22 protein-coding genes are annotated in these 19,310 nt (G+C 64.4%); 9 read left to right on the top strand and 13 right to left on the bottom strand.

From position 1 onward, the window contains the following. Positions 1-47: 47 nt before the first annotated feature. The 3 genes from rsmD to HU719_RS10665 are packed head-to-tail and all read right to left on the bottom strand — an operon-like array spanning position 48 to position 3,476. Complete coding sequence (gene rsmD / locus HU719_RS10675) at positions 48-635, bottom strand: 16S rRNA (guanine(966)-N(2))-methyltransferase RsmD (protein ID WP_186518886.1); 588 nt, start codon at positions 633-635, stop codon at positions 48-50. Beyond that, positions 635-2,128: a M16 family metallopeptidase gene (locus HU719_RS10670; RefSeq protein WP_186518888.1), complete on the bottom strand. Its 1,494-nt coding sequence runs from the start codon at positions 2,126-2,128 to the stop codon at positions 635-637. The genes rsmD and HU719_RS10670 overlap by 1 nt, the downstream gene beginning before the upstream one ends. Beyond that, positions 2,121-3,476, bottom strand: coding sequence for a M16 family metallopeptidase (locus HU719_RS10665; protein ID WP_186518890.1), 1,356 nt, complete (start codon positions 3,474-3,476; stop codon positions 2,121-2,123). Before HU719_RS10665 ends, HU719_RS10670 begins: the two co-directional genes overlap by 8 nt. A gap of 235 nt (positions 3,477-3,711) precedes the next feature. Between HU719_RS10665 and ftsY the strand changes: the two genes are divergently transcribed. The 4 genes from ftsY (at position 3,712) to rpoH (ending at position 7,855) form a co-directional block, all read left to right on the top strand. Further along, positions 3,712-5,202, top strand: coding sequence for a signal recognition particle-docking protein FtsY (ftsY, locus tag HU719_RS10660; protein WP_186536747.1), 1,491 nt, complete (start codon positions 3,712-3,714; stop codon positions 5,200-5,202). Further along, positions 5,199-5,870 (top strand): cell division ATP-binding protein FtsE, encoded by a 672-nt coding sequence (ftsE, locus tag HU719_RS10655; protein ID WP_011531723.1) that lies wholly within the window; start codon positions 5,199-5,201, stop codon positions 5,868-5,870. The genes ftsY and ftsE overlap by 4 nt, the downstream gene beginning before the upstream one ends. Continuing rightward, the gene (gene ftsX / locus HU719_RS10650) at positions 5,867-6,892 is read left to right on the top strand and encodes a permease-like cell division protein FtsX (RefSeq protein WP_186536746.1); all 1,026 of its coding nucleotides are present in this window, start codon (positions 5,867-5,869) and stop codon (positions 6,890-6,892) included. Before ftsE ends, ftsX begins: the two co-directional genes overlap by 4 nt. Before the next feature lie 108 nt (positions 6,893-7,000). Beyond that, complete coding sequence (rpoH, locus tag HU719_RS10645) at positions 7,001-7,855, top strand: RNA polymerase sigma factor RpoH (RefSeq protein WP_186536745.1); 855 nt, start codon at positions 7,001-7,003, stop codon at positions 7,853-7,855. Positions 7,856-8,275: 420 nt separating this feature from the next. Here rpoH and mtgA read toward each other — a convergent pair whose 3' ends face one another. After that, positions 8,276-8,980 carry a monofunctional biosynthetic peptidoglycan transglycosylase gene (mtgA, locus tag HU719_RS10640; RefSeq protein WP_186536744.1) on the bottom strand — a complete coding sequence of 235 codons (705 nt, stop codon included), beginning with the start codon at positions 8,978-8,980 and terminating at the stop codon, positions 8,276-8,278. Between the two features lie 64 nt (positions 8,981-9,044). On the opposite strand from mtgA, the gene HU719_RS10635 reads away from it, so the two are divergent. The 4 genes from HU719_RS10635 to trmB all read left to right on the top strand — a co-directional run bounded on the left by HU719_RS10635 (position 9,045) and on the right by trmB (position 11,317). Continuing rightward, a complete protein-coding gene (locus HU719_RS10635) occupies positions 9,045-9,416 on the top strand; it encodes a DUF423 domain-containing protein (protein ID WP_186518900.1) in 372 nt (123 codons plus the stop codon). Between the two features lie 102 nt (positions 9,417-9,518). Further along, positions 9,519-9,719, top strand: a complete 201-nt coding sequence (thiS, locus tag HU719_RS10630) for a sulfur carrier protein ThiS (protein WP_166885687.1) — start codon at positions 9,519-9,521, stop codon at positions 9,717-9,719. 53 nt (positions 9,720-9,772) lie between these two features. Then, positions 9,773-10,585, top strand: coding sequence for a thiazole synthase (locus tag HU719_RS10625; protein ID WP_186536743.1), 813 nt, complete (start codon positions 9,773-9,775; stop codon positions 10,583-10,585). Positions 10,586-10,594: 9 nt separating this feature from the next. Further along, positions 10,595-11,317 carry a tRNA (guanosine(46)-N7)-methyltransferase TrmB gene (trmB, locus tag HU719_RS10620; protein WP_186518904.1) on the top strand — a complete coding sequence of 241 codons (723 nt, stop codon included), beginning with the start codon at positions 10,595-10,597 and terminating at the stop codon, positions 11,315-11,317. A 318-nt stretch (positions 11,318-11,635) separates the two neighbouring features. Here the strand turns inward: trmB and HU719_RS10615 are convergent, their stop codons facing one another. From HU719_RS10615 to HU719_RS10575, 9 genes are all read right to left on the bottom strand, one after another. Next, complete coding sequence (locus tag HU719_RS10615; protein ID WP_186518906.1) at positions 11,636-11,962, bottom strand: DUF3392 family protein; 327 nt, start codon at positions 11,960-11,962, stop codon at positions 11,636-11,638. A 9-nt stretch (positions 11,963-11,971) separates the two neighbouring features. Then, positions 11,972-13,150: a radical SAM family heme chaperone HemW gene (gene hemW, locus HU719_RS10610; RefSeq protein WP_186518908.1), complete on the bottom strand. Its 1,179-nt coding sequence runs from the start codon at positions 13,148-13,150 to the stop codon at positions 11,972-11,974. Continuing rightward, the gene (gene rdgB, locus HU719_RS10605; protein WP_186518910.1) at positions 13,147-13,743 is read right to left on the bottom strand and encodes an RdgB/HAM1 family non-canonical purine NTP pyrophosphatase; all 597 of its coding nucleotides are present in this window, start codon (positions 13,741-13,743) and stop codon (positions 13,147-13,149) included. Before rdgB ends, hemW begins: the two co-directional genes overlap by 4 nt. Beyond that, the gene (locus HU719_RS10600) at positions 13,740-14,174 is read right to left on the bottom strand and encodes a DUF4426 domain-containing protein (protein WP_186518942.1); all 435 of its coding nucleotides are present in this window, start codon (positions 14,172-14,174) and stop codon (positions 13,740-13,742) included. Before HU719_RS10600 ends, rdgB begins: the two co-directional genes overlap by 4 nt. A gap of 26 nt (positions 14,175-14,200) precedes the next feature. Further along, positions 14,201-14,821, bottom strand: coding sequence for a methionine biosynthesis protein MetW (gene metW, locus HU719_RS10595; RefSeq protein ID WP_186518912.1), 621 nt, complete (start codon positions 14,819-14,821; stop codon positions 14,201-14,203). 7 nt (positions 14,822-14,828) lie between these two features. Beyond that, positions 14,829-15,968 (bottom strand): homoserine O-succinyltransferase MetX, encoded by a 1,140-nt coding sequence (gene metX, locus HU719_RS10590; RefSeq protein ID WP_186518914.1) that lies wholly within the window; start codon positions 15,966-15,968, stop codon positions 14,829-14,831. Positions 15,969-16,055: 87 nt separating this feature from the next. Then, complete coding sequence (locus tag HU719_RS10585) at positions 16,056-16,646, bottom strand: YggT family protein (protein WP_186518916.1); 591 nt, start codon at positions 16,644-16,646, stop codon at positions 16,056-16,058. A gap of 11 nt (positions 16,647-16,657) precedes the next feature. After that, a complete protein-coding gene (gene proC, locus HU719_RS10580) occupies positions 16,658-17,476 on the bottom strand; it encodes a pyrroline-5-carboxylate reductase (protein ID WP_186518918.1) in 819 nt (272 codons plus the stop codon). A gap of 38 nt (positions 17,477-17,514) precedes the next feature. Next, a complete protein-coding gene (locus HU719_RS10575) occupies positions 17,515-18,201 on the bottom strand; it encodes a YggS family pyridoxal phosphate-dependent enzyme (RefSeq protein ID WP_186536742.1) in 687 nt (228 codons plus the stop codon). Between the two features lie 65 nt (positions 18,202-18,266). Between HU719_RS10575 and HU719_RS10570 the strand changes: the two genes are divergently transcribed. Next, on the top strand, positions 18,267-19,289 hold the full coding sequence (locus HU719_RS10570; RefSeq protein ID WP_186536741.1) for a type IV pilus twitching motility protein PilT: 1,023 nt from the start codon (positions 18,267-18,269) through the stop codon (positions 19,287-19,289). Positions 19,290-19,310: the final 21 nt, after the last annotated feature.

The raw sequence follows: 19,310 nt of genomic DNA, 5'->3' as shown, positions 1-19,310 counted from the left end.
GGCGGTTGCGGTAACTATCTATGAGCCGCTAGCTGCAAGGGTGACGCTCAGCCGCGCTGCCACAGCGAATAGTGCACCTGGCCGGTCTTTTTCTCGCGGTGCAGGCGCCAGTTGCCGGGCAGCGCCAGGCTGGACGGGGCCGCTTCGCTTTCGGTGTAGACCCAGGCCTGTTCGCGCAACCACTGGCCCTGTTCCAGCAGGTTGCAGGTGTTGGCCAGCAGGTCCTGGTGGAATGGTGGGTCAAGGAACACCACATCGAACTGCTGTTTGGCCGGCCCTTGCAGATAGCGCAGGGCGTCGGTCTGCAGGATTTGCCCACGCGGGCAGCGCAGCAGTTCGAGGTTGTGCTTGAGGTTGGCAATGGCGGCCGGGTTGCTGTCCAGCGCCACCGCGTTCTCGGCCCCGCGCGACAGGGCCTCCAGCACCAGAGCACCGCTGCCGGTAAAGGCATCGAGCACATGGGCGCCCTCGATATAGGGCGCCAGCCAGTTGAAGACGGTTTCACGCACGCGGTCCGGGGTTGGGCGCAGGCCATCGCCTTCGGGCACCGCCAGGCGACGGCTGCGCCATTCGCCGGCGATGATGCGCAGGTGGCCTGCGCCCCTGCTTTGCGGTTGGGTGGGTGTACGTGCCATCAGTGCTCCGGTACGCCGAGCGGTTGCGCGGTGTTTTTGTCAGTAGGGGCCGGCAGGGGTTGCTGCGCGACTTTCGGGCCAACGGTGACGATCACCAGTTTGTCGGCTGCCAGGTGTTTGTTCATCGCCGCCTTGACCTGCTCTACCGTCAGCGCCTGGGACTGCTGCATGAAGTCCTCGATCCAGGTCAGCGGCAGGTTGTAGAAGCCGATGGCGCCCAATTGCCCGACGATGCTCGAATTGCTGGCGTTGGACAGCGGGAAGCTGCCGGCCAATTCGCGCTTGGCGTCGTCCAGCTCTTGCTGCGACGGGCCGGTTTTCAGGTAGTCGGTAAGGATGTCCTGAACCAGCTTGAGCGTGGCTTCGCTGAGCTCGGCGCGGGTTTGCAGGTTGATCATGAACGGGCCACGAACCTGCATCGGGCTGAATGCCGAGTAAACGCCGTAGGTAAGGCCGCGTTTTTCGCGCACCTCGCTCATCAGGCGAGTCCCGAAGGCACCGCCGCCGAGGATCTGGTTGCCCAGCGACAGCGCCGGCCAATCCGGGTCGGTGCGGTCGATACCCAGCTCGGCCAGCATCAGGTGGGTCTGCTTGGTCGGGAAATCGATGTGGGTGATGCCAGGCTTGGGTTCTGCGGGCTGCGCGGGCTTGGCCAGGGCCGGGCCCTTGGGCAGGCCGGCGGATACTTGCGCGGCGATGGCTTCGGCTTCGCTGCGGCTGAGGTCGCCGACCAGCGCGATCACCGCGTTGCCAGCGGTGTAGGCTTTGCCGTGGAAGTCACGCAGCTGCTGCAAGGTGATGCCGGGGATGCTCTGCGCGGTGCCGTCGCTTGGATGAGCATACGGGTGGTTGCCATACAGGTTGGCGAACAGCGCCTTGCCGCCGATCTTGCCCGGGTTCTGCTTCTCGTATTCGAAACCGGCCAGCAGCTGGTTCTTGATGCGCTTGAGGGCGTCTTCGGGGAAGGTCGGCTGGCCGACCACCTCGGTGAACAGCTTCAGGGCCGGCTCGCGTTTGTCGGTGGCGCTGAGGCTGCGCAGCGAGGCAACGGCCATGTCGCGATAGGCGCCATTGCCGAAGTCGGCGCCCAGGCCTTCGAAGCCTTCGGCGATGGCAGTGACGTCCTTGCCGGCTACGCCTTCGTTGAGCATGGCGTTGGTCAGTGTGGCCAGGCCTTGGGTGGCACCGTCCTGGCTGCTGCCAGCGGCGAAGGTCAGGCGCAGGTCGAACATCGGCAGTTCACGGGCTTCGACGAACAGCACGCGGGCGCCTTCGGCAGTGTTCCAGTGCTGGATGTTCAACTGGCGGCGGCTGGGGGCTTTACCGTCCAGCTCGGCCAGCGATTGCAGCGAATTGGCCGGGCGAGCCGCGGGGGCGGGTTTGCTGGCGTTGTCTGACTGCGCCGGGCGTGCCAGCAACAGGGCCGCACCGACCACTGCAGCGATGAGGGCCAGGCCGAACAGGGTGTAGCGGGGTGCGCTGCGATCACTCATGAGCGGACTCCTCAGGCAGTACGTGGGCAACGCTCAGGCGTTCGCGGGTGAAGTAGGTGCGTGCGGCGTTCTGGATGTCTTGCGGGGTGACGCGCTTGAGGTCGTCCAGTTCGCTGTCAATCAGCTTCCAGGACAAGCCCACGGTTTCGAGCTGGCCAATGGTGGTGGCCTGGCTGCTGATGGAGTCACGGTCGTAGACCAGCCCGGCGATCACCTGAGCACGTACGCGCTCGAGTTCTTCAGCGCTCGGCGGGGTGTTCTTTAGCTCATCGAGCAATTGCCACACGCCTTTTTCGACGTCGGCCAGGGTTTTCTGCTTTTGCACGTTGGGCGTTGCGGAAATCAGGAACAGGCTGTCGCCACGGGTGAAGGCGTTGTAGCTGGACGAGGCGCCTGCCACCAGCTCTTGGCCGCGCTCCAGGCGCGCCGGCATGCGTGCGCTGTAGCCGCCGTCGAGCAGCGCCGAAATGAGCCGCAGGGCATTGACCGTGCGCGGGTCCTTGGCGGTGGCCATGGCGGGTACATTGAAACCGTAGATCAGGCTAGGCAGCTGGGTGCGCACATGCAGGGTGAGCTGGCGCAGCCCAGGTTCGGCAAGTTCAAGCGGCAGCTTGCTTGGCGGGACGGCGCGGCGCGGGATGGCGCCGAAGTATTTCTGCGCGAGGGTTTTAACCTCGTCAGCGGTGACATCACCGACCACCACCAAGGTGGCGTTGTTCGGTGCGTACCAGGACTCGTACCAATGGCGCAGCTCTTCGACCTTCATGCGTTCGAGGTCGGCCATCCAGCCGATGGTCGGGGTGTGGTAGCCGCTGGCCGGGTAGGCCATGGCGCGGAACAGTTCGAACGCCTTGGAACCGGGCTGGTCATCGGTGCGCAGGCGGCGCTCCTCTTTGATGACCTCGATTTCGCGGCTGAACTCGTCGGCCGGCAGGCGCAGGCTGGCCAGGCGATCGGCTTCGAGCTCCAGCGCTACCGGCAGGCGGTCGCGGGCCAGCACTTGGTAGTAGGCGGTGTAGTCGTCGCTGGTGAAGGCGTTTTCTTCGGCGCCCAGGTCGCGCAGAATCCGTGACCCCTCGCCCGGGCCAACCTTGGCGCTGCCTTTGAACATCATGTGTTCGAGGGCATGGGACAGACCGGTCTGGCCCGGCGTTTCGTAGCTGGAGCCGACCTTGTACCAGATCTGCGAAACCACCACCGGGGCACGGTGGTCCTCGCGCACGACCACTTTAAGGCCGTTATCGAGGATGAATTCGTGGGTGGGCTGCACATCGGCAGCCAAAGCCGCAAGCGGCAGGCACAGCGTGCCGAGCAACAGGCCAGCGGCGCGGCGGGCTAGAGCATTCATACGGTGTTTAACCTGTTCGGCGGCCCGCTTGGGTTTAGCGTCGGCGGGCCAGGAGGTGCTAGGATACTGATCCGGTTGCCTGGCGACCATGCCTGTCGCCGTTCTGGCCCCCAGGTCCTTACGACAAAACGTTGCGCGTGAACCAGCCGGATACAAAAATAGTCTGTTCTGCGTGAGTCGAGAATTCCCGATACGCCACTGCTGGCGCATCGCTACCCTGAGATAGCCGTCTTCCATGTTTGGTTCCAACGACGACAAAAAAGCGCCGGCCCCGGCTGGCGAAAAGAAAGGCCTGTTCAGCTGGTTCCGCAAGAAGCCGGAACACCCTGTCGCCGAACAGCCACAAACCGACACCGCGCCGGCTGTAGAGCCTGTTGCGGCTGTTGAACAGCCCGCTGTGGTTGAGCCGCCAACGCCCGTGGCCGAGGCGCCTGCGCCGCAGGCTGAGCCGCTGCCTGAGGTGCTGCCGCTGGCCGAACCGCAGCCGCTGCCTGAGCCTGAGCCTGAGCCTGAGCCTGAGCCGGCTGCGGTGGTCGAGCCGGTGGTGCCTGCTGCACCCGTCCACGCGCCTGAGGCGCCGGTCAGCAACCTGGTACTGCCAGTTGCCGAAGAGCCGGTTGCCCTGGTGCCGGACCTCGAACCCACGCCGCCACCCGCTATCCCGGAGCGTCCCGCCCCTGAGGTAGTGACAGCGCCCGAGGCCGAGCCTGCTCCTGAGCCGGCGCCGCGGGTAGCCGAGGTGCCTGCCGAGGTTGCAGCCCCTGCTGCCGAGCCAACTGCTGCTGAACCGGCCAAGCCGGGCTTTTTCGCACGCCTCAAGCAAGGCCTGTCGAAGACCAGCGCGAGCATCGGCGAGGGCATGGCCAGCCTGTTCCTGGGCAAAAAAGTCATCGACGATGACCTGCTCGATGAAATCGAGACCCGCCTGTTGACCGCCGACGTGGGTGTCGAGGCCACCTCGCTGATCGTGCAGAACCTCACCCAGAAAGTCGCCCGCAAGCAGTTGGCCGATGCCGACGCGCTGTACCAGTCGCTGCAGGACGAACTGGCCGCGCTGCTGCGCCCGGTCGAGCAGCCGCTGAAAATCGAATCGCAAAGCAAGCCCTACGTGATTCTCGTGGTTGGCGTGAACGGCGCCGGCAAGACCACCACCATCGGCAAGATGGCCAAGAAGCTGCAGCTTGAAGGCAAGAAAGTCATGCTGGCGGCTGGCGACACCTTCCGCGCCGCTGCCGTGGAGCAGTTGCAGGTGTGGGGCGAGCGTAACCAGATCCCGGTCATTGCCCAGCACACAGGCGCCGATTCCGCCTCGGTGATCTTCGACGCCGTGCAGGCTGCCAAGGCGCGTAACGTCGATGTGCTGATCGCCGATACCGCCGGGCGCCTGCACACCAAAGACAACCTGATGGAAGAGCTCAAGAAAGTGCGCCGGGTCATCGGCAAGCTCGACGCCGACGCACCCCACGAAGTGCTGCTGGTGCTCGACGCCGGCACCGGGCAGAACGCCATCAGCCAGGCCAAGTACTTCAACCAGAGCGTTGAACTGACAGGCCTGGCCTTGACCAAGCTCGACGGCACCGCCAAAGGCGGGGTGATCTTCGCCCTGGCCAAGCAGTTCAACATCCCGATTCGCTTCATCGGTGTGGGCGAGGGTATCGACGACCTGCGCACCTTCGAGGCCGAACCCTTCGTCAAGGCGCTGTTCGCCGAGCGAGACCCTGCATGATCCGATTCGAACAGGTCGCCAAGCGCTACCCCAACGGCCATGTCGGCCTGCACGAGCTGAGCTTCCGCGCTCGCCGTGGCGAGTTCCTGTTCGTCACTGGCCACTCCGGCGCCGGCAAGAGCACCTTGCTGCGCCTGTTGCTGGCCATGGAACGCCCGACCAGCGGCAAACTGCTGTTGGCGGGGCAGGACCTCGGCCAGATCAGCAACGCGCAGATACCTTTTTTGCGTCGGCAGATCGGCGTGGTGTTCCAGAACCACCAGTTGCTGTTCGACCGCACGGTGTTCAACAACATTGCCCTGCCGCTGCAGATTCTCGGCCTGTCCAAGGCCGAGATCGCCAAGCGTGTGGACTCGGCGCTGGAGCGGGTGTCGCTGAGCGACAAGGGTGAGCTGTTCCCAGCCGACCTGTCCACCGGCCAGCAACAGCGCGTGGGTATTGCCCGCGCCATCGTCCACCAGCCGGCCTTGCTGCTGGCCGACGAACCTACCGGTAACCTTGACCCGCGTCTGGCTGCAGAGATCATGGGTGTGTTCGAAGACATCAACCGGCTGGGCACCACGGTATTGATCGCCAGCCACGACCTGGCGCTGATCGCGCGCATGCGCCACCGCATGCTGACGCTGCAACGCGGCCGCTTGATCGGCGATGGGGAGGCCGGGCAATGAATACACGTTCATCCAAGGTAGCCGAGCGCGTAGCGCCCAAGGCCGCCGACCCGCAGCCTGCAAAAAAGAAGCGCGGCGACCATGACGACGACGGCCCGGACTTCCGCACGCTGCTGCACGCGTGGCTGGAAAGCCACCGGGCCAGCCTGGTTGACAGCCTGCGGCGCCTGGGCAAACAGCCGATTGGCAGTTTCTTCACCTGCCTGGTGATGGCCGTTGCCTTGAGCATGCCTATGGGCCTGTCGCTGCTGCTCAAGAACGTCGAGAAACTCGGCGGCTCGTGGCAGCGCGCGGCGCAGATTTCGTTGTATCTCAAGCTCGATGCCAGCAGTGCCGATGGCGAGGCCTTGCGCGACGAGATCAAGGACATGCCTGGGGTTGCCGAGGCGCAGTTCATCAGCCGCGAGCAGGCGCTGCAGGAGTTCCAGCAGCAGTCGGGGCTGGGCGAGGCGCTGCGCGAGCTGCCGGACAACCCGCTGCCAGGCGTTGTGGTGGTGACCCCGACCGAAGTCGACAAGCCCGCCCTGGAGGCCTTGCGCCAGCGCCTGGCGGAACTGCCACGGGTCGAGGCGGCGCAGCTGGACCTGGTCTGGGTCGAGCGGCTGGCGGCCATCCTCAAGCTGGGGGACCGCTTTGTCTTCGGCCTCGCGGTGATGCTGGTTTCTGCCTTGCTGTTAGTAATTGGTAACACGATTCGTCTACATATCGAGAACCGCCGCGTCGAGATCGAGGTGATCAAGCTGGTGGGTGGCACCGACGCCTATGTGCGCCGGCCGTTCCTCTATATGGGCGCGTTCTACGGCCTTGGCGCTGGTGTGTTGGCCTGGGGCATCCTGGCGTTCGGCCTGAACTGGCTCAACGGCGCGGTCGTCGAGCTGTCCGGGCTGTACGGCAGCGACTTCGCCCTGGGCGGCGTGCCGCCGTCCGATGGTCTGTCGCTCTTGATCAGTGCGGTACTGTTAGGGTATATCGGTGCATGGATCGCGGTGGCCCGCCACCTGAACGAGCTGGCCCCGCGATAATGTTTTTTAGCCAGTATTGACTTTTTTTCATCGGAACTTGTCCAGTGGTTCCGGGTCTATGCTGGCAGTGCCCACAAGGCACGAGTCCAGTGAGTCGGAGGTACTTGAATGACCACTTCGTTGCAACCTGCCTATGCCTTGGTGCCCGGTGCAAACCTGGAAGCCTATGTGCACACGGTCAACAGCATTCCGCTGCTGACGGTCGAGCAGGAGCGTGAACTGGGCGAGCGTCTCTATTACGAGCAGGATGTTGAAGCCGCTCGGCAAATGGTGTTGGCTCACCTGCGGTTCGTCGTCCATATCGCGCGTAGCTACGCAGGCTACGGGCTGGCCCAGGCCGACCTGATCCAGGAAGGCAATGTGGGGCTGATGAAGGCCGTCAAACGCTTCAACCCGGAAATGGGTGTGCGTCTGGTGTCGTTTGCCGTGCACTGGATCAAGGCTGAAATTCACGAGTTCATCCTGCGCAACTGGCGCATCGTCAAGGTCGCTACCACCAAGGCCCAGCGCAAGCTGTTCTTCAACCTGCGCAGCCAGAAAAAACGCCTGGCCTGGCTGAACAACGATGAAGTACATCGTGTCGCCGAGAGCCTGGGTGTCGAGCCGCGCGAAGTGCGCGAGATGGAAAGCCGCCTCAGCGGCCATGACATGGCCTTCGACCCGGCAGCAGAAGCCGACGACGACAGCGCGTTCCAGTCGCCTGCGCATTACCTTGAAGACCACCGCTACGACCCGGCCATGCAGCTTGAGGACGCCGATTGGAGCGACAACTCCACCAGCAACCTGCACGAAGCCCTGCAAGGCCTGGATGATCGCAGCCGCGATATCCTCTACCAGCGCTGGTTGGCCGAAGAAAAAGCCACGCTGCACGAGCTGGCTGAGAAGTACAGCGTGTCGGCTGAGCGTATTCGCCAGTTGGAAAAGAACGCGATGAACAAGGTCAAGGCACTGATCACTGTGTGATCGGCCGGGGCTGTACGAAAAAGCCGCTGCTCTTGCAAGAGACAGCGGCTTTTTCAATGGGGCCTGCGTTGCAGGCCATCGCAGGCTGTCGCCAGCTCCCACAGAGGCCATGCGCAACCGCAACATTGCTGGTTGGACCCAATCCTATGGGAAACGATAGACAGTTGTGGTGAGCGGGCTTGTCCCGCGTTGGGCTGCGCAGCAGCCCTGAAAACTCAAGGGGCTGCTGCGCAGCCCAACGCGGGGCAAGCCCGCTCGCCACAAGTATCAATCATTTCCACAGGATTGGGTCCAACCAGCAATGTTGCGGTTGAGCACGATCTTTGTGGGAGCTGGCGCAAGCCTGCGATGAGGTCGGTATAGGCCTGCGCATAAATGTGCTCCCCCATGGCTGTGAGCGGGCTTGGCCCGAACAGGGCCCTAGCGCGAATGGTCCAGCTGCATCAGGTAGCTCGGCCCGCCAAGCTGGCTCATCTGCCGGCGAATCCACCCGGCGCGGCTTGCCACGTAGGCGCTGGGGCGGCTGGCGCTCCACTTGATCGGGCTTGGCAGCACCGCCGCCAGCTGTGCGGCCTGCTGGCGGTTCAGGCGGCTGGCATCGACACCAAAGTGATAGCGCGCCGCAGCCTGCGCGCCGAACACGCCTTTGCCCCACTCGGCGCTGTTCAAGTACACCTCAAGAATCCGCTCCTTGGGCCAGAGCAGCTCGATCAGCGCCGTGAACCAGGCTTCCAGGCCCTTGCGCAGCCAACTGCGCCCAGACCACAGGAACAGGTTCTTGGCCACCTGTTGGGTCAGGGTGCTGGCGCCACGCACCTTGCCGCCACGCTCGTTGTAGGCCAGCGCCGCCTGGATGGCCGGAACATCGAACCCCCAGTGGCTGGCGAACTTCTGGTCTTCGCCGGCAATCACCGCCACCTTGAGCTCATCGGAAATCTGCGCCCAGGGCGTCCAGTCGCGCTGCAGGTCGATCGGCTCGCCGCTGACCCACGACTGCACCTTGCGCTCGACCATCAGCGCGGTGCCCGGCGGCGGCACCCAGCGCAGCACCAGGACCACGGCGATGCTGCCGGCAGCGAACCACAGCAGGGCGCGGGTGAGGCGACGCAGAATAGATGACAACATGGTGATGGCTTGGCCCGACCGATGGAACGGGCCATTATACAGACCCGTTTCGAGGAGTCGTCCCATGCTTCGCAGCTTCCTGATGCTTGCCGCGTTCTTCGGCTTCACCGGCGTGGCCCTTGGCGCGTTTGCCGCCCATGGCCTGAAAAACCGCCTGAGCGCCGACTACCTGGCGATTTTCCATACTGGTGTGACCTACCAACTGGTGCATGCCCTGGCGATCTTCGGCGTCGCGGTGCTGGCCGCGCACTTGCCGGGCCGCCTGGTGGGCTGGGCGGGGGTGATGTTTGCGGTCGGCATCGTGCTGTTCTCCGGCAGCCTGTACCTGCTCACCCTGACCGGCGTGAGCAAGCTCGGCATCATCACCCCGCTCGGCGGCCTGTGCTTCCTGGGTGGCTGGCTGTGCCTGGGGCTGGCCGCCTGGCGCTTGGGCTGACCAGGCAGTCCACAATCGCGACTAATGGCGCCGCCCGCCCTTGGGTTGCAGGGCGGATCGGGGCTAGAATGCGTGCCCCAAAGCACAATGGTGGCCGTGCGCATGCGCATTCAATTGAACGGTGAGCCCTACGAACTGCCCGCAGGCGAAAGCGTTGCAGCCCTGCTGGGCCGGCTTGAGCTGGCTGGCCGTCGGGTGGCGGTAGAACTGAACCTGGATATCGTGCCGCGCAGCCAGCACGAAAGCACGCTGTTGAGCGAAGGCGACCAGGTCGAAGTGGTTCACGCCATCGGCGGCGGTTAAGCCCAGCGCCGCAATTCACCTGCAAGCCCCGTAACCTTTACCGAGGAACAACGATGAGCAACGTTCGCAGCGACAAGCCTTTCATCCTGGCCGGGCGTACTTTCCAGTCGCGCCTGCTGGTCGGCACCGGCAAGTACCGTGACATGGAAGAAACCCGCCTGGCCACCGAAGCCTCGGGTTCGCAGATCGTCACCGTTGCCGTGCGCCGCACCAACCTGGGCCAGAATGCCGGCGAGCCGAACCTGCTCGATGTGTTGTCGCCTGACAAGTACACCATCCTGCCCAACACCGCTGGCTGCTTCGATGCGGTCGAGGCGGTACGCACCTGCCGTCTGGCCCGTGAACTGCTCGATGGGCGCAAGTCCCACGAGACGCGCACGCTGGTCAAACTGGAAGTGCTGGCCGACCAGAAAACCCTGTTCCCCAACGTGATCGAGACCCTCAAGGCTGCCGAAGTGCTGGTCAAGGAAGGTTTCGATGTGATGGTCTACACCAGCGATGACCCGATCATCGCCCGACAGCTGGCCGAAGCCGGCTGTATCGCGGTCATGCCGCTGGCCGGCCTGATCGGCACCGGCCTTGGCATCTGCAACCCGTACAACCTGCAGATCATCCTCGAAGAATCCAAGGTCCCGGTGCTGGTCGACGCAGGCGTCGGTACTGCCTCCGATGCGACCATCGCCATGGAAATGGGCTGTGAGGCGGTGCTGATGAACTCGGCAATCGCCCACGCCCAGCAGCCGGTGATGATGGCCGAGGCGATGAAACACGCCATTCTGGCAGGGCGCATGGCATACCTGGCCGGGCGCATGCCGAAGAAACTCTATGCCAGCGCGTCCTCGCCGCTGGAAGGTCTGATCAAGTAAGAGCCCCCGATGACTGACTCGCAAGAAACGCCGATTACCGCTGACGGCGAAGAACGCCCGCACCGCCGCATCAAGAGCTTCGTGATGCGCGCCGGGCGCATGACCGAAGGCCAGCAACGCGGCCTCGACCAAGGCGGCCCGCAGTTCATCCTGCCGCTGGCCGACAGCCCCGTGGACTTCGACCAGGTGTTCGGCCGCTCGGCGCCGCGCACCCTGGAGATTGGCTTCGGCATGGGCCATTCGCTGCTGGAAATGGCAGCGGCTTCGCCGGAGCTGGATTTCATTGGCGTCGAAGTGCACCGCCCAGGTGTCGGCGCGCTACTTAACGGTGTGCTCACCGAAGGCCTGAAAAACCTGCGTGTGTACGACTGCGATGCCATCGAGGTGCTCAACCGCTGCGTGGCTGACAACAGCCTTGACCGGCTGATGCTGTTCTTCCCAGACCCATGGCACAAGGCGCGCCATCACAAGCGCCGCATCGTGCAGGCGGGTTTTGCCGAGCTGGTGCGTAGCAAGCTGAAGGTCGGCGGTGTGTTCCACATGGCGACCGACTGGGAGCCGTATGCCGAATACATGCTCGAAGTGATGAGCGCAGCGCCCGGTTACCGCAACCAGGCCGCCGATGGCACCTACGTGCCGCGCCCTGAAGAGCGCCCGGTCACCAAGTTCGAGCGCCGCGGTGAGCGCCTTGGGCATGGTGTGTGGGATTTGAAGTTCGAGAAGGTGGACTGAGCAAGGTCCATTGGGTGCTGGGGTTGAGGTCAGTCTGCACGGGCCTCATCGCAGGCTAGCGCCAGCTCCCACAGAGCCCGCGTCAGGCCGCGAGGTTGATGAAGGGCGTAGCCCTGTGGGGGATTCTATGGTTTTGTACAAGCCTGCTCTCGCCAGACATATCTCCTTGTGGCGAGCTCCATCGTGGCGAGCGGGCTTGTCCCGCGTTGGGCTGCGCAGCAGCCCTTGGGTTTTCAGGGCTGCTGCGCAGCCCAACGCGGGACAAGCCCGCTCGCCACAATTTTCCACAGGATTGGGTCCAACCCGCAATGCTGCGGTTTACCCGCGCCGGTCAGCCACTACGCCGATCAACACAAGCACCACCAGCAGCACCGGTGCCAGCGCATAGTTGTTGAACTGGCTCAGCCCGCGCACCACCCACGGCGTTGCATAGATCAGTGCCGCGCCGCTGCCGATCATCACCAGCAATGCCATGAACGGCACGCGCAAGGCGCCGGCCAGGCCGCCCAGGCGCCCTTCGACCCAGGCTTTGATATCGGTGCCGAACAGCACCAGCAGGCAGCCTACCAAGGCCAGCGAAATTTCCGACAGGTTGCTGCGGCTCCAGCGGGAAACGGTCGAGAGCAGGTCAAGCACCAGGTCCATGGGTCATCCTTAATTCAAGAAGTACTGCAGCAGGTCGTTGAGGAACAGCTGCCCGCGCGGGGTGGCCGCCAGACGATCCGGTTCGACCTGCAAAAGGCCCTTTTGTTCGGCGTCACGGCGGGCTTGGGCCAGTTGCGCCAGCGGCAGCCCGGTGCGCGCGGTAAACAGCTCGGCAGGCACGCCATCGCTCAGGCGCAGCGCGTTCATCAGGAACTCGAACGGCAGCTCCTCGGCGGGCAGCAGCTTTTCACCGGCCTTGAAGGGTTTGCCCGGGTTCAGGTAATCCTTGGGCAGGCGCGTCTTCCAGGTGCGCAGAATGCGCCCGTCGGGGAACGACAGCTTGCCGTGGGCGCCGGCACCAATGCCGATAAAGTCGCCAAACTGCCAGTAATTGAGGTTATGCCGGGCGGCGCGCCCGGCCAGCGCGTAGGCCGACACTTCGTACTGGCGGTAGCCGTGCTCGGCCATCAGCGTTTGCCCGGCTTCCTGAATGTCCCACAGGATGTCGTCTTCAGGCAGCTCCGGGGGCTGGCTCCAGAACACTGTGTTCGGCTCCAGGGTCAGCTGGTACCACGACAGGTGCGTCGGGCCAAGCTCGATGGCCTGGCGCAGGTCGCCCAGGGCATCGTCCAGCGACTGGTCGGGCAGGCCGTGCATCAGGTCGAGGTTGAAGTTGTCGAACCCCGCCGCACGGGCCATGCCAGCGGCGCGAATGGCCTCGTCACCGTTGTGGATGCGCCCGAGCTTTTCCAGCTTGGCCGGCTGGAAGCTCTGGATGCCGATGGACAGGCGGTTGATACCCGTCTGCCGGTAGGCCTTGAACTTGTCCTGCTCGAAGGTGCCGGGGTTGGCCTCAAGGGTAATTTCGATATCGGCAGCGAACGGTATGCGCTGCTCGACCCCGCGCAGCAGCCGGCCCAGGGCATCGGCGCTGAACAGGCTCGGGGTGCCGCCGCCAAAGAAGATCGTGCTGATGCTGCGGCCCTGAACCGCGGCCTGCTCCTGGTCGAGGTCGGCGAGCAGGGCATCGATGTAGGCGTCTTCGGGCAGCGTCGGGCCGGCCTGGTGCGAGTTGAAGTCGCAGTACGGGCACTTGCGCACGCACCAGGGAATATGGATATACAGCGACAGCGGCGGCAGCTCGGCAAGGACCAGCCCGGCAGGCTGCGTGGACGGCGTGACGGTCATGCCAGGCCCAGGCGTTGACGCAGCAGGGCCATGGCGCGGGCGCGGTGGCTGAGCTGGTTCTTGTCGACAGGGGCCAGGTCCGCGCTTGAACAGTTGCGCTCCGGCACCCAGAACAGCGGGTCGTAGCCGAAGCCATGCTCGCCGCTGGCGGCGAACAGGATGCTGCCGTGCCACAGGCCTTCGCACAGAATCGGCAGCGGGTCATCGGCATGGCGCACCAGCGCAAGCACGCAGACGAACTGCGCGCCACGTTGCTCCTGCGGCACGTCCTTGAGCGCTTCGAGCAGCTTGGCGTTGTTGGCCGCATCGCCCTTGCCGTCGGCATAGCGCGCGGAGTAGATACCGGGGGCGCCGCCCAGGTAATCCACGGCCAGGCCCGAATCGTCGGCCAGTGCCGGCAGGCCGGAAATGCGCGCCGCGTTGCGCGCCTTCAGGATGGCGTTCTCGACAAACGAAAGGCCGGTTTCTTCCGGCTCGACCTGGCTGAACTCGCCAATCGAGCGCAGTTGCACGGCCTCGCCGAGCATGGCCTGCAGTTCCTTGAGCTTGCCGGCGTTGTGGCTGGCCAGCACGAGTTGGGTAAGGTTCATCATTGCCCTGGGAAGACTTCCTGACTGAAGCTGAGTTTATGGCTGACCCCGCCGGTTTCGACATTCAGGTCGAAGACCAGCGTTTCGGGCTGTTCGATCTTGAACTGGGCGATATAGCCCACCGCGCCACCGTCGCTGACCTGCCTGAACGACAGCGGGCTGCTGCGCCCGGTGAGGTCCTTGACGGTGCCACTGACGACCGCCATGGCCGGTTTGCCGGCCTTGAGCACGGCAATGTTGAGCACGCCCTGGTTCTTGCTGCGTTGGACGCCCACGTTGGTGGCGATTTGCGGCTGCAACATGCTTGAGCTGAAGGCGTTGTAATGCACCGTCACATCGCCAAACACTTCCTTGCGCTCGGGCCTGGCGGCATCGGCTGCCATGGCCGGCAAGGCCAGGCACAGACTGAACAGGGCTACTGCTAGGCGACGCATCATGCCATTTCTCCGTTGGATGACGGTCAGACTGCGAGCTGATGCTCCTGCAAGCCCGGACTGCTGACCCGATAGATACCGATTTCCCCTAGAAGATTAGGCCAAAGCCGGCCGCCCAGCCCATTACGGTGCAGGTGGTCTACGGCCAGCCGGTCGAGCACCTTGGCGTTGCGTGCGCGGCACAGGTTCTCGAAGTCTTCGAAGGTGCAGAAGTGAATGTTCGGCGTGTTGTACCAGGTGTACGGCATGAAGTCCGACACCGGCATGCGCCCTTTGGTCGCCAGGTACCAGCGGCAGCGCCAGTGGCCAAAGTTGGGGAAGGTAATGATGCACTGTCGGCCCACGCGCAGCATTTCGTCGAGGATGCGGTCGGGGTATTCCACGGCCTGCAGCGCCTGGGTCATGACCACCACATCGAAGCTGTTGCTGGCGAAGTTGCCCAGGCCTTTGTCGAGGTCCTGCTCGATGACGTTGACGCCGCGGGCTACGCAGTCGGCGATGTTGTCGGCGTCGATTTCCAGGCCGTAGCCGGTGACGTTCTTGCGATCACGCAGCGAGGCCAGCAGTTCGCCGTTGCCGCAGCCAAGGTCGAGTACCCGGCTGCCGGCGGGGATCCAGTCGTGGATGATTTCCAGGTCGGCTCTCATGCGGTCCTCAGAGGGCGATGCGGTTCATGTAGTTGGAGAAACCCTGCATGTAGCGAGGCGTCGGGATCAGGAAGGCGTCGTGGCCATACGGCGAGTCGATGTCCAGGTAGCAGACATTCTTGCGCGCGGCCATCAGCGCATCGACGATCTCCCGCGAACGGGCCGGCGAGAAGCGCCAGTCGGTGGTGAACGACATGATGCAGAAGTTTGCCGTGACCCCGGCCAGGGTGGCCGCCAGGTCGCCGCCGTGGGCTGCGGCCGGGTCGAAGTAGTCCAGCGCCTTGGTCATCAGCAGGTACGTGTTGGCGTCGAAACGCCCGGAAAACTCCTCGCCCTGATAACGCAGGTAGCTCTCGACCTGGAACTCCACGCTGTGGAAGTCGTAGTTGAGCTTGTCGCTCTTGAGTTCGCGGCCGAATTTCTCGCCCATCGAGTCATCCGACAGGTAGGTGATATGCCCGACCATGCGCGCCAGCATCAGGCCGCGCTTGGGGATCACGCCTTGGTCCTGGAACGAGCCACCATGGAATTCAGGGTCGGTGAGGATGGCCTGGCGCGCCACTTCGTTGAAGGCGATGTTCTGCGCCGACAGCTTGGGCGCCGAGGCGATGTCGACGCAGTGGCGCACGCGGTCCGGGTAGGTGATGGCCCATTGCAGCGCCTGCATGCCGCCCAGGCTGCCGCCAACGATGGCGGCCCAAGTATGGATGCCCAGGCGGTCGGCCAGGCGCGCCTGGCTGTGCACCCAGTCTTCCACGGTCAGTACCGGGAAGTCCGCCCCGTAGGGCTTGCCGGTTGCCGGGTTGATGCTGCTGGGGCCGGTGCTGCCGTTGCAGCCGCCGAGGTTGTTAAGGCTGACCACGAAGAAGCGATTGGTGTCGATCGGCTTGCCGGGCCCGATGCAGCTGTCCCACCAGCCCGGCTTGCGGTCGGTGGCTGCGTGGTAGCCGGCAGCGTGATGGTGGCCAGACAGTGCGTGGCAGATGAGCACGGCGTTGCTGGCGCTGGCATTGAGCTGGCCGTAGGTTTCGTAGATGAGTTCGTACGAGGCCAGCGAGCGGCCACAGGCCAGGGCCAACGGTTCATCGAACCGGGCGATCTGGGGGGTTACCAGACCGACGGAATCTTCGGGAAAGACTGTGGACATCGACCCTGCTCACGCTTGACGGAGGCGTAAGTCTAAAGAGCGCTACCCCCTGCGGCAAGCAATGGCTTGCCACAGGGGCCGTGCGGCTTAGATCATCCGCCACAGCTCTTGTGGCATGCCGGCATAGGCGGCCAGGGCAGGCATGATGAACGACTGGATCACCTGGATGGCGATAAAGGCGAAGATCGGCGAAATATCCATGCCGCCCAGGTTCGGCACCAGGCGGCGGAACGGCGCCAGTACCGGCTCTGCAATCTGGTTGGCCAGCTCGGCGGCGGGGTTGTGGCTGTTGGGCGCAACCCACGAGACGATCACCATGACGATCATCGCCACCCAGAAGATTTTCAGGAACAGCGAGGTAATGCCAAGGATCGCCCACATCAGCAAATGCAGCACATCACCGAAGGTGCCGTAGGTGACCATCAGCACGAAGGCCATCAGCAGCGCCTGGATGATGATCGCCAGCAGCAGCGAGGAGGTATCCAGGCCGGCAATGCTCGGCACTATGCGGCGCAGCGGCTTGAGCAGCGGCTGGGTGGCGCGCACGGCGAACTGGCTGAGTGGGTTGTAGAAGTCGGCCTTGACCAGTTGCAACACAAAGCGCAGCAGGACAATCACCAGGTACAGGCTGACCAGGGTTTGCACCACGAAAATCGCAGCGCCTGACAGTGCATTCATTCAACGGCTCCTTATTTGCCCAATTGTTCGGCGAGTTCGGCGGAACGCTGGGCGGCGGCTTGCAGTGCTTGTTCGACGATGGCCTCGAAACCGCTGGCCTGGAACGACTTGATCGCCGCTTCCGTGGTGCCGGCAGGCGAGGTGACGCGGCGGCGAAGTTCGGCGGCGTCGACGTCGCTGGCCACCGCCATGTGCGCGGCGCCCAAGGCGGTTTGCAGGGTCAGTTGCGAGGCGGTTTCGCGCGGCAGGCCGAGTTTTTCGCCGGCAGCGGTCATGGCTTCGATCAACAGGAAGAAATACGCCGGGCCACTGCCGGAAACGGCGGTCACGGCATCGAGTTGCTGTTCTTGCTCAAGCCACAGCGCCGTGCCCACGGCCGACAGCAACTGCTCGGCCTGCTGGCGTTGTTCGGCAGACACCTGCTCGGTGGCGTACAGGCCGCTGGCGCCTTGGCGCAGCAGCGACGGGGTGTTAGGCATGCAGCGCACTACCGCAATGTTGCCAAGCCAGGCTTGCAGGCTGGCGCAGGTGATGCCGGCGGCAATCGACACGACCAGCTGGCCGGCCTTGAGGCTGGGCTTGAGGGTTTCGCAAACCGCTTTCATCACCTGCGGCTTGACCGCCAGCACGATGACGTCGGCGCCCTCGATAGCCTCGGCGTTGTGCTCGAAGGTTTCGATGCCGTGTTCGGCCTTGATGCGGCTGCGGGTTTCGGCGCCCGGGTCGCTTGCGCGAATGTGCGCGGCATCCAGGCCCTGGGCGCGCAGGCCGCCGATCAGGCTGGCGGCCATGTTGCCGGCGCCGATAAAGGCAATACGAGTCTTGCTCATGTCAGGTCCTTGTGCGAAAGCGTGAGTTAAGCATGGATTCAGGGCTGGCCGTAATCGCGCGCACCGAACAGGGCGGTGCCGATACGCACCCAGGTCGCCCCTTGGGCGATGGCGGCTTCAAGGTCATGGCTCATGCCCATCGACAGGGTGTCCAGGCCCAGGCCCAACTGGGCCTGCAACTGCGCCAGGGTGGCAAACGCCGCCTCTTGCTCGGCGCGCACCTCGGTGGGCTCCGGGATTGCCATCAGCCCGCGCAGGCGCAGGCCAGGCAGGGCGCTGACGGCTGCGGCCAGGGCTGGCAGGTCGGCGGGGGCACAGCCGGATTTGCTCGCCTCGCCGCTGACGTTCACCTGCAAGCACACATTGAGCGCGGGCAGGCCGGCCGGGCGTTGTTCGCTGAGGCGCTGGGCGATTTTCAGGCGGTCCACGGAATGTACCCAATCGAAGTGCTCGGCGATGGCCTTGGTCTTGTTCGATTGGATGGGGCCGATGAAGTGCCAGATCAAGGGCAGGTCAGACAGTTCCTGTTGTTTTGTCAGGGCTTCCTGCAGGTAGTTCTCGCCAAAATCGGCCAGGCCCGAGGTGTAGGCCTCGCGGATCGCGGCGGCGGGCTTGGTCTTGCTGACAGCCAGCAATTGCACGGCAGCCGGGTCACGGCCTGAAGCCATCGCTGCAGCGTGGATGCGGGCGTTAATGGCGCTAATGTTGTCTGCTAGGGTGGACATGGATCGTCGCCGCCGGTGTTGGAGTCTGCGGCATTCTACCTGCTTGATGGCCGTTGGGGAGTCTCATGGATGTGACTGACTTGTTGCGCCGGGCCGTGTTGGCCGGGGCCAGCGACTTGCACTTGGCAGCCGGTGAGAGCCCGCTGCTGCGCGTTGACGGCGAGCTGCAACGCCTGGCCTGCCCGGCTGTGCCAGCCGATGCCCTGGAGCGGGCGCTCACCGGCCTGCTCGATGCGGCCCAGCGGGAGCGCTGGGGGGCTGGCGATGAGCTGGACCTGGCCTTGAGCCTGCCGGCACTTGGGCGTTTTCGCCTGAACCTGTACCGCCAGCGCAGCGGCCCGGCGCTGAGCGCTCGGGTAATCGCGACGCAGGTGCCTGATGTCGACCATTTGGGGCTAGGCGATGTATTTCAGGGCATTGCGCAATGCCGCGACGGCCTGGTGCTGGTGGCTGGCGCCACGGGCAGCGGCAAGTCCAGTACCTTGGCGGCACTGCTCGGGCGGCTGAACCGCGAGCAGCCATTGCACATCGTCACCCTTGAAGACCCCATCGAGTTTATCCACAGCAGCCAGTTGGGCCTGGTCAGCCAGCGCGAGGTCGGGGTGCACAGCCGCGACTTCGCCCAAGGCCTGCGCAGTGCGCTGCGCCAGGACCCGGATGTCATCATGATTGGCGAGCTGCGCGACCTTGAGAGTATCCGCCTGGCACTGCGCGCCGCCGAGACCGGGCATCTGGTGCTGGCCACGGTGCATACGCGCTCGGCAGCGAGCTGCGTCGACCGGCTGGTGGATGTGTTTGCCGCTGAGGAAAAGCCACTGGTGCGGGCGATGCTTGCCGAGTCGCTGCGCGTGGTGGTGGCCCAGGTGCTGGTGCGGCGCAAAGGGGGTGGGCGAGTGGCAGCGCGCGAAGTGCTGGTGGCGACGCCTGCGGTGCGCAACCTGATCCGCGAAGGGCGCATGGCGCAGTTGCCGTCGATCATGCAGGCTGGTGCGGCGCAGGGCATGCGTACCCTGGAGGGGGCGATGCAGGCGTTGCAGGCGCAGGGTTTGATTGCTGACCACAACCACAAGCGACACGGGATGCTGTAGGAGCGGCCTTGTGTCGCGAAA

This window comes from Pseudomonas farsensis, from assembly GCF_014268805.2.
GTDB classification, from domain to species: Bacteria; Pseudomonadota; Gammaproteobacteria; order Pseudomonadales; family Pseudomonadaceae; genus Aquipseudomonas; species Aquipseudomonas farsensis.
This window is presented reverse-complemented; position numbering and strand designations above follow the sequence as displayed.

Bases quoted from the DNA above. Each gene is read 5' to 3' on its own strand.
- rsmD (WP_186518886.1), bottom strand. From the start codon at position 635: ATGGCACGTACACCCACCCAACCGCAAAGCAGGGGCGCAGGCCACCTG.
- HU719_RS10670 (WP_186518888.1), bottom strand. From the start codon at position 2,128: ATGAGTGATCGCAGCGCACCCCGCTACACCCTGTTCGGCCTGGCCCTC.
- HU719_RS10665 (WP_186518890.1), bottom strand. From the start codon at position 3,476: ATGAATGCTCTAGCCCGCCGCGCCGCTGGCCTGTTGCTCGGCACGCTG.
- ftsY (WP_186536747.1), top strand. From the start codon at position 3,712: ATGTTTGGTTCCAACGACGACAAAAAAGCGCCGGCCCCGGCTGGCGAA.
- ftsE (WP_011531723.1), top strand. From the start codon at position 5,199: ATGATCCGATTCGAACAGGTCGCCAAGCGCTACCCCAACGGCCATGTC.
- ftsX (WP_186536746.1), top strand. From the start codon at position 5,867: ATGAATACACGTTCATCCAAGGTAGCCGAGCGCGTAGCGCCCAAGGCC.
- rpoH (WP_186536745.1), top strand. From the start codon at position 7,001: ATGACCACTTCGTTGCAACCTGCCTATGCCTTGGTGCCCGGTGCAAAC.
- mtgA (WP_186536744.1), bottom strand. From the start codon at position 8,980: ATGTTGTCATCTATTCTGCGTCGCCTCACCCGCGCCCTGCTGTGGTTC.
- HU719_RS10635 (WP_186518900.1), top strand. From the start codon at position 9,045: ATGCTTCGCAGCTTCCTGATGCTTGCCGCGTTCTTCGGCTTCACCGGC.
- thiS (WP_166885687.1), top strand. From the start codon at position 9,519: ATGCGCATTCAATTGAACGGTGAGCCCTACGAACTGCCCGCAGGCGAA.
- HU719_RS10625 (WP_186536743.1), top strand. From the start codon at position 9,773: ATGAGCAACGTTCGCAGCGACAAGCCTTTCATCCTGGCCGGGCGTACT.
- trmB (WP_186518904.1), top strand. From the start codon at position 10,595: ATGACTGACTCGCAAGAAACGCCGATTACCGCTGACGGCGAAGAACGC.
- HU719_RS10615 (WP_186518906.1), bottom strand. From the start codon at position 11,962: ATGGACCTGGTGCTTGACCTGCTCTCGACCGTTTCCCGCTGGAGCCGC.
- hemW (WP_186518908.1), bottom strand. From the start codon at position 13,150: ATGACCGTCACGCCGTCCACGCAGCCTGCCGGGCTGGTCCTTGCCGAG.
- rdgB (WP_186518910.1), bottom strand. From the start codon at position 13,743: ATGATGAACCTTACCCAACTCGTGCTGGCCAGCCACAACGCCGGCAAG.
- HU719_RS10600 (WP_186518942.1), bottom strand. From the start codon at position 14,174: ATGCGTCGCCTAGCAGTAGCCCTGTTCAGTCTGTGCCTGGCCTTGCCG.
- metW (WP_186518912.1), bottom strand. From the start codon at position 14,821: ATGAGAGCCGACCTGGAAATCATCCACGACTGGATCCCCGCCGGCAGC.
- metX (WP_186518914.1), bottom strand. From the start codon at position 15,968: ATGTCCACAGTCTTTCCCGAAGATTCCGTCGGTCTGGTAACCCCCCAG.
- HU719_RS10585 (WP_186518916.1), bottom strand. From the start codon at position 16,646: ATGAATGCACTGTCAGGCGCTGCGATTTTCGTGGTGCAAACCCTGGTC.
- proC (WP_186518918.1), bottom strand. From the start codon at position 17,476: ATGAGCAAGACTCGTATTGCCTTTATCGGCGCCGGCAACATGGCCGCC.
- HU719_RS10575 (WP_186536742.1), bottom strand. From the start codon at position 18,201: ATGTCCACCCTAGCAGACAACATTAGCGCCATTAACGCCCGCATCCAC.
- HU719_RS10570 (WP_186536741.1), top strand. From the start codon at position 18,267: ATGGATGTGACTGACTTGTTGCGCCGGGCCGTGTTGGCCGGGGCCAGC.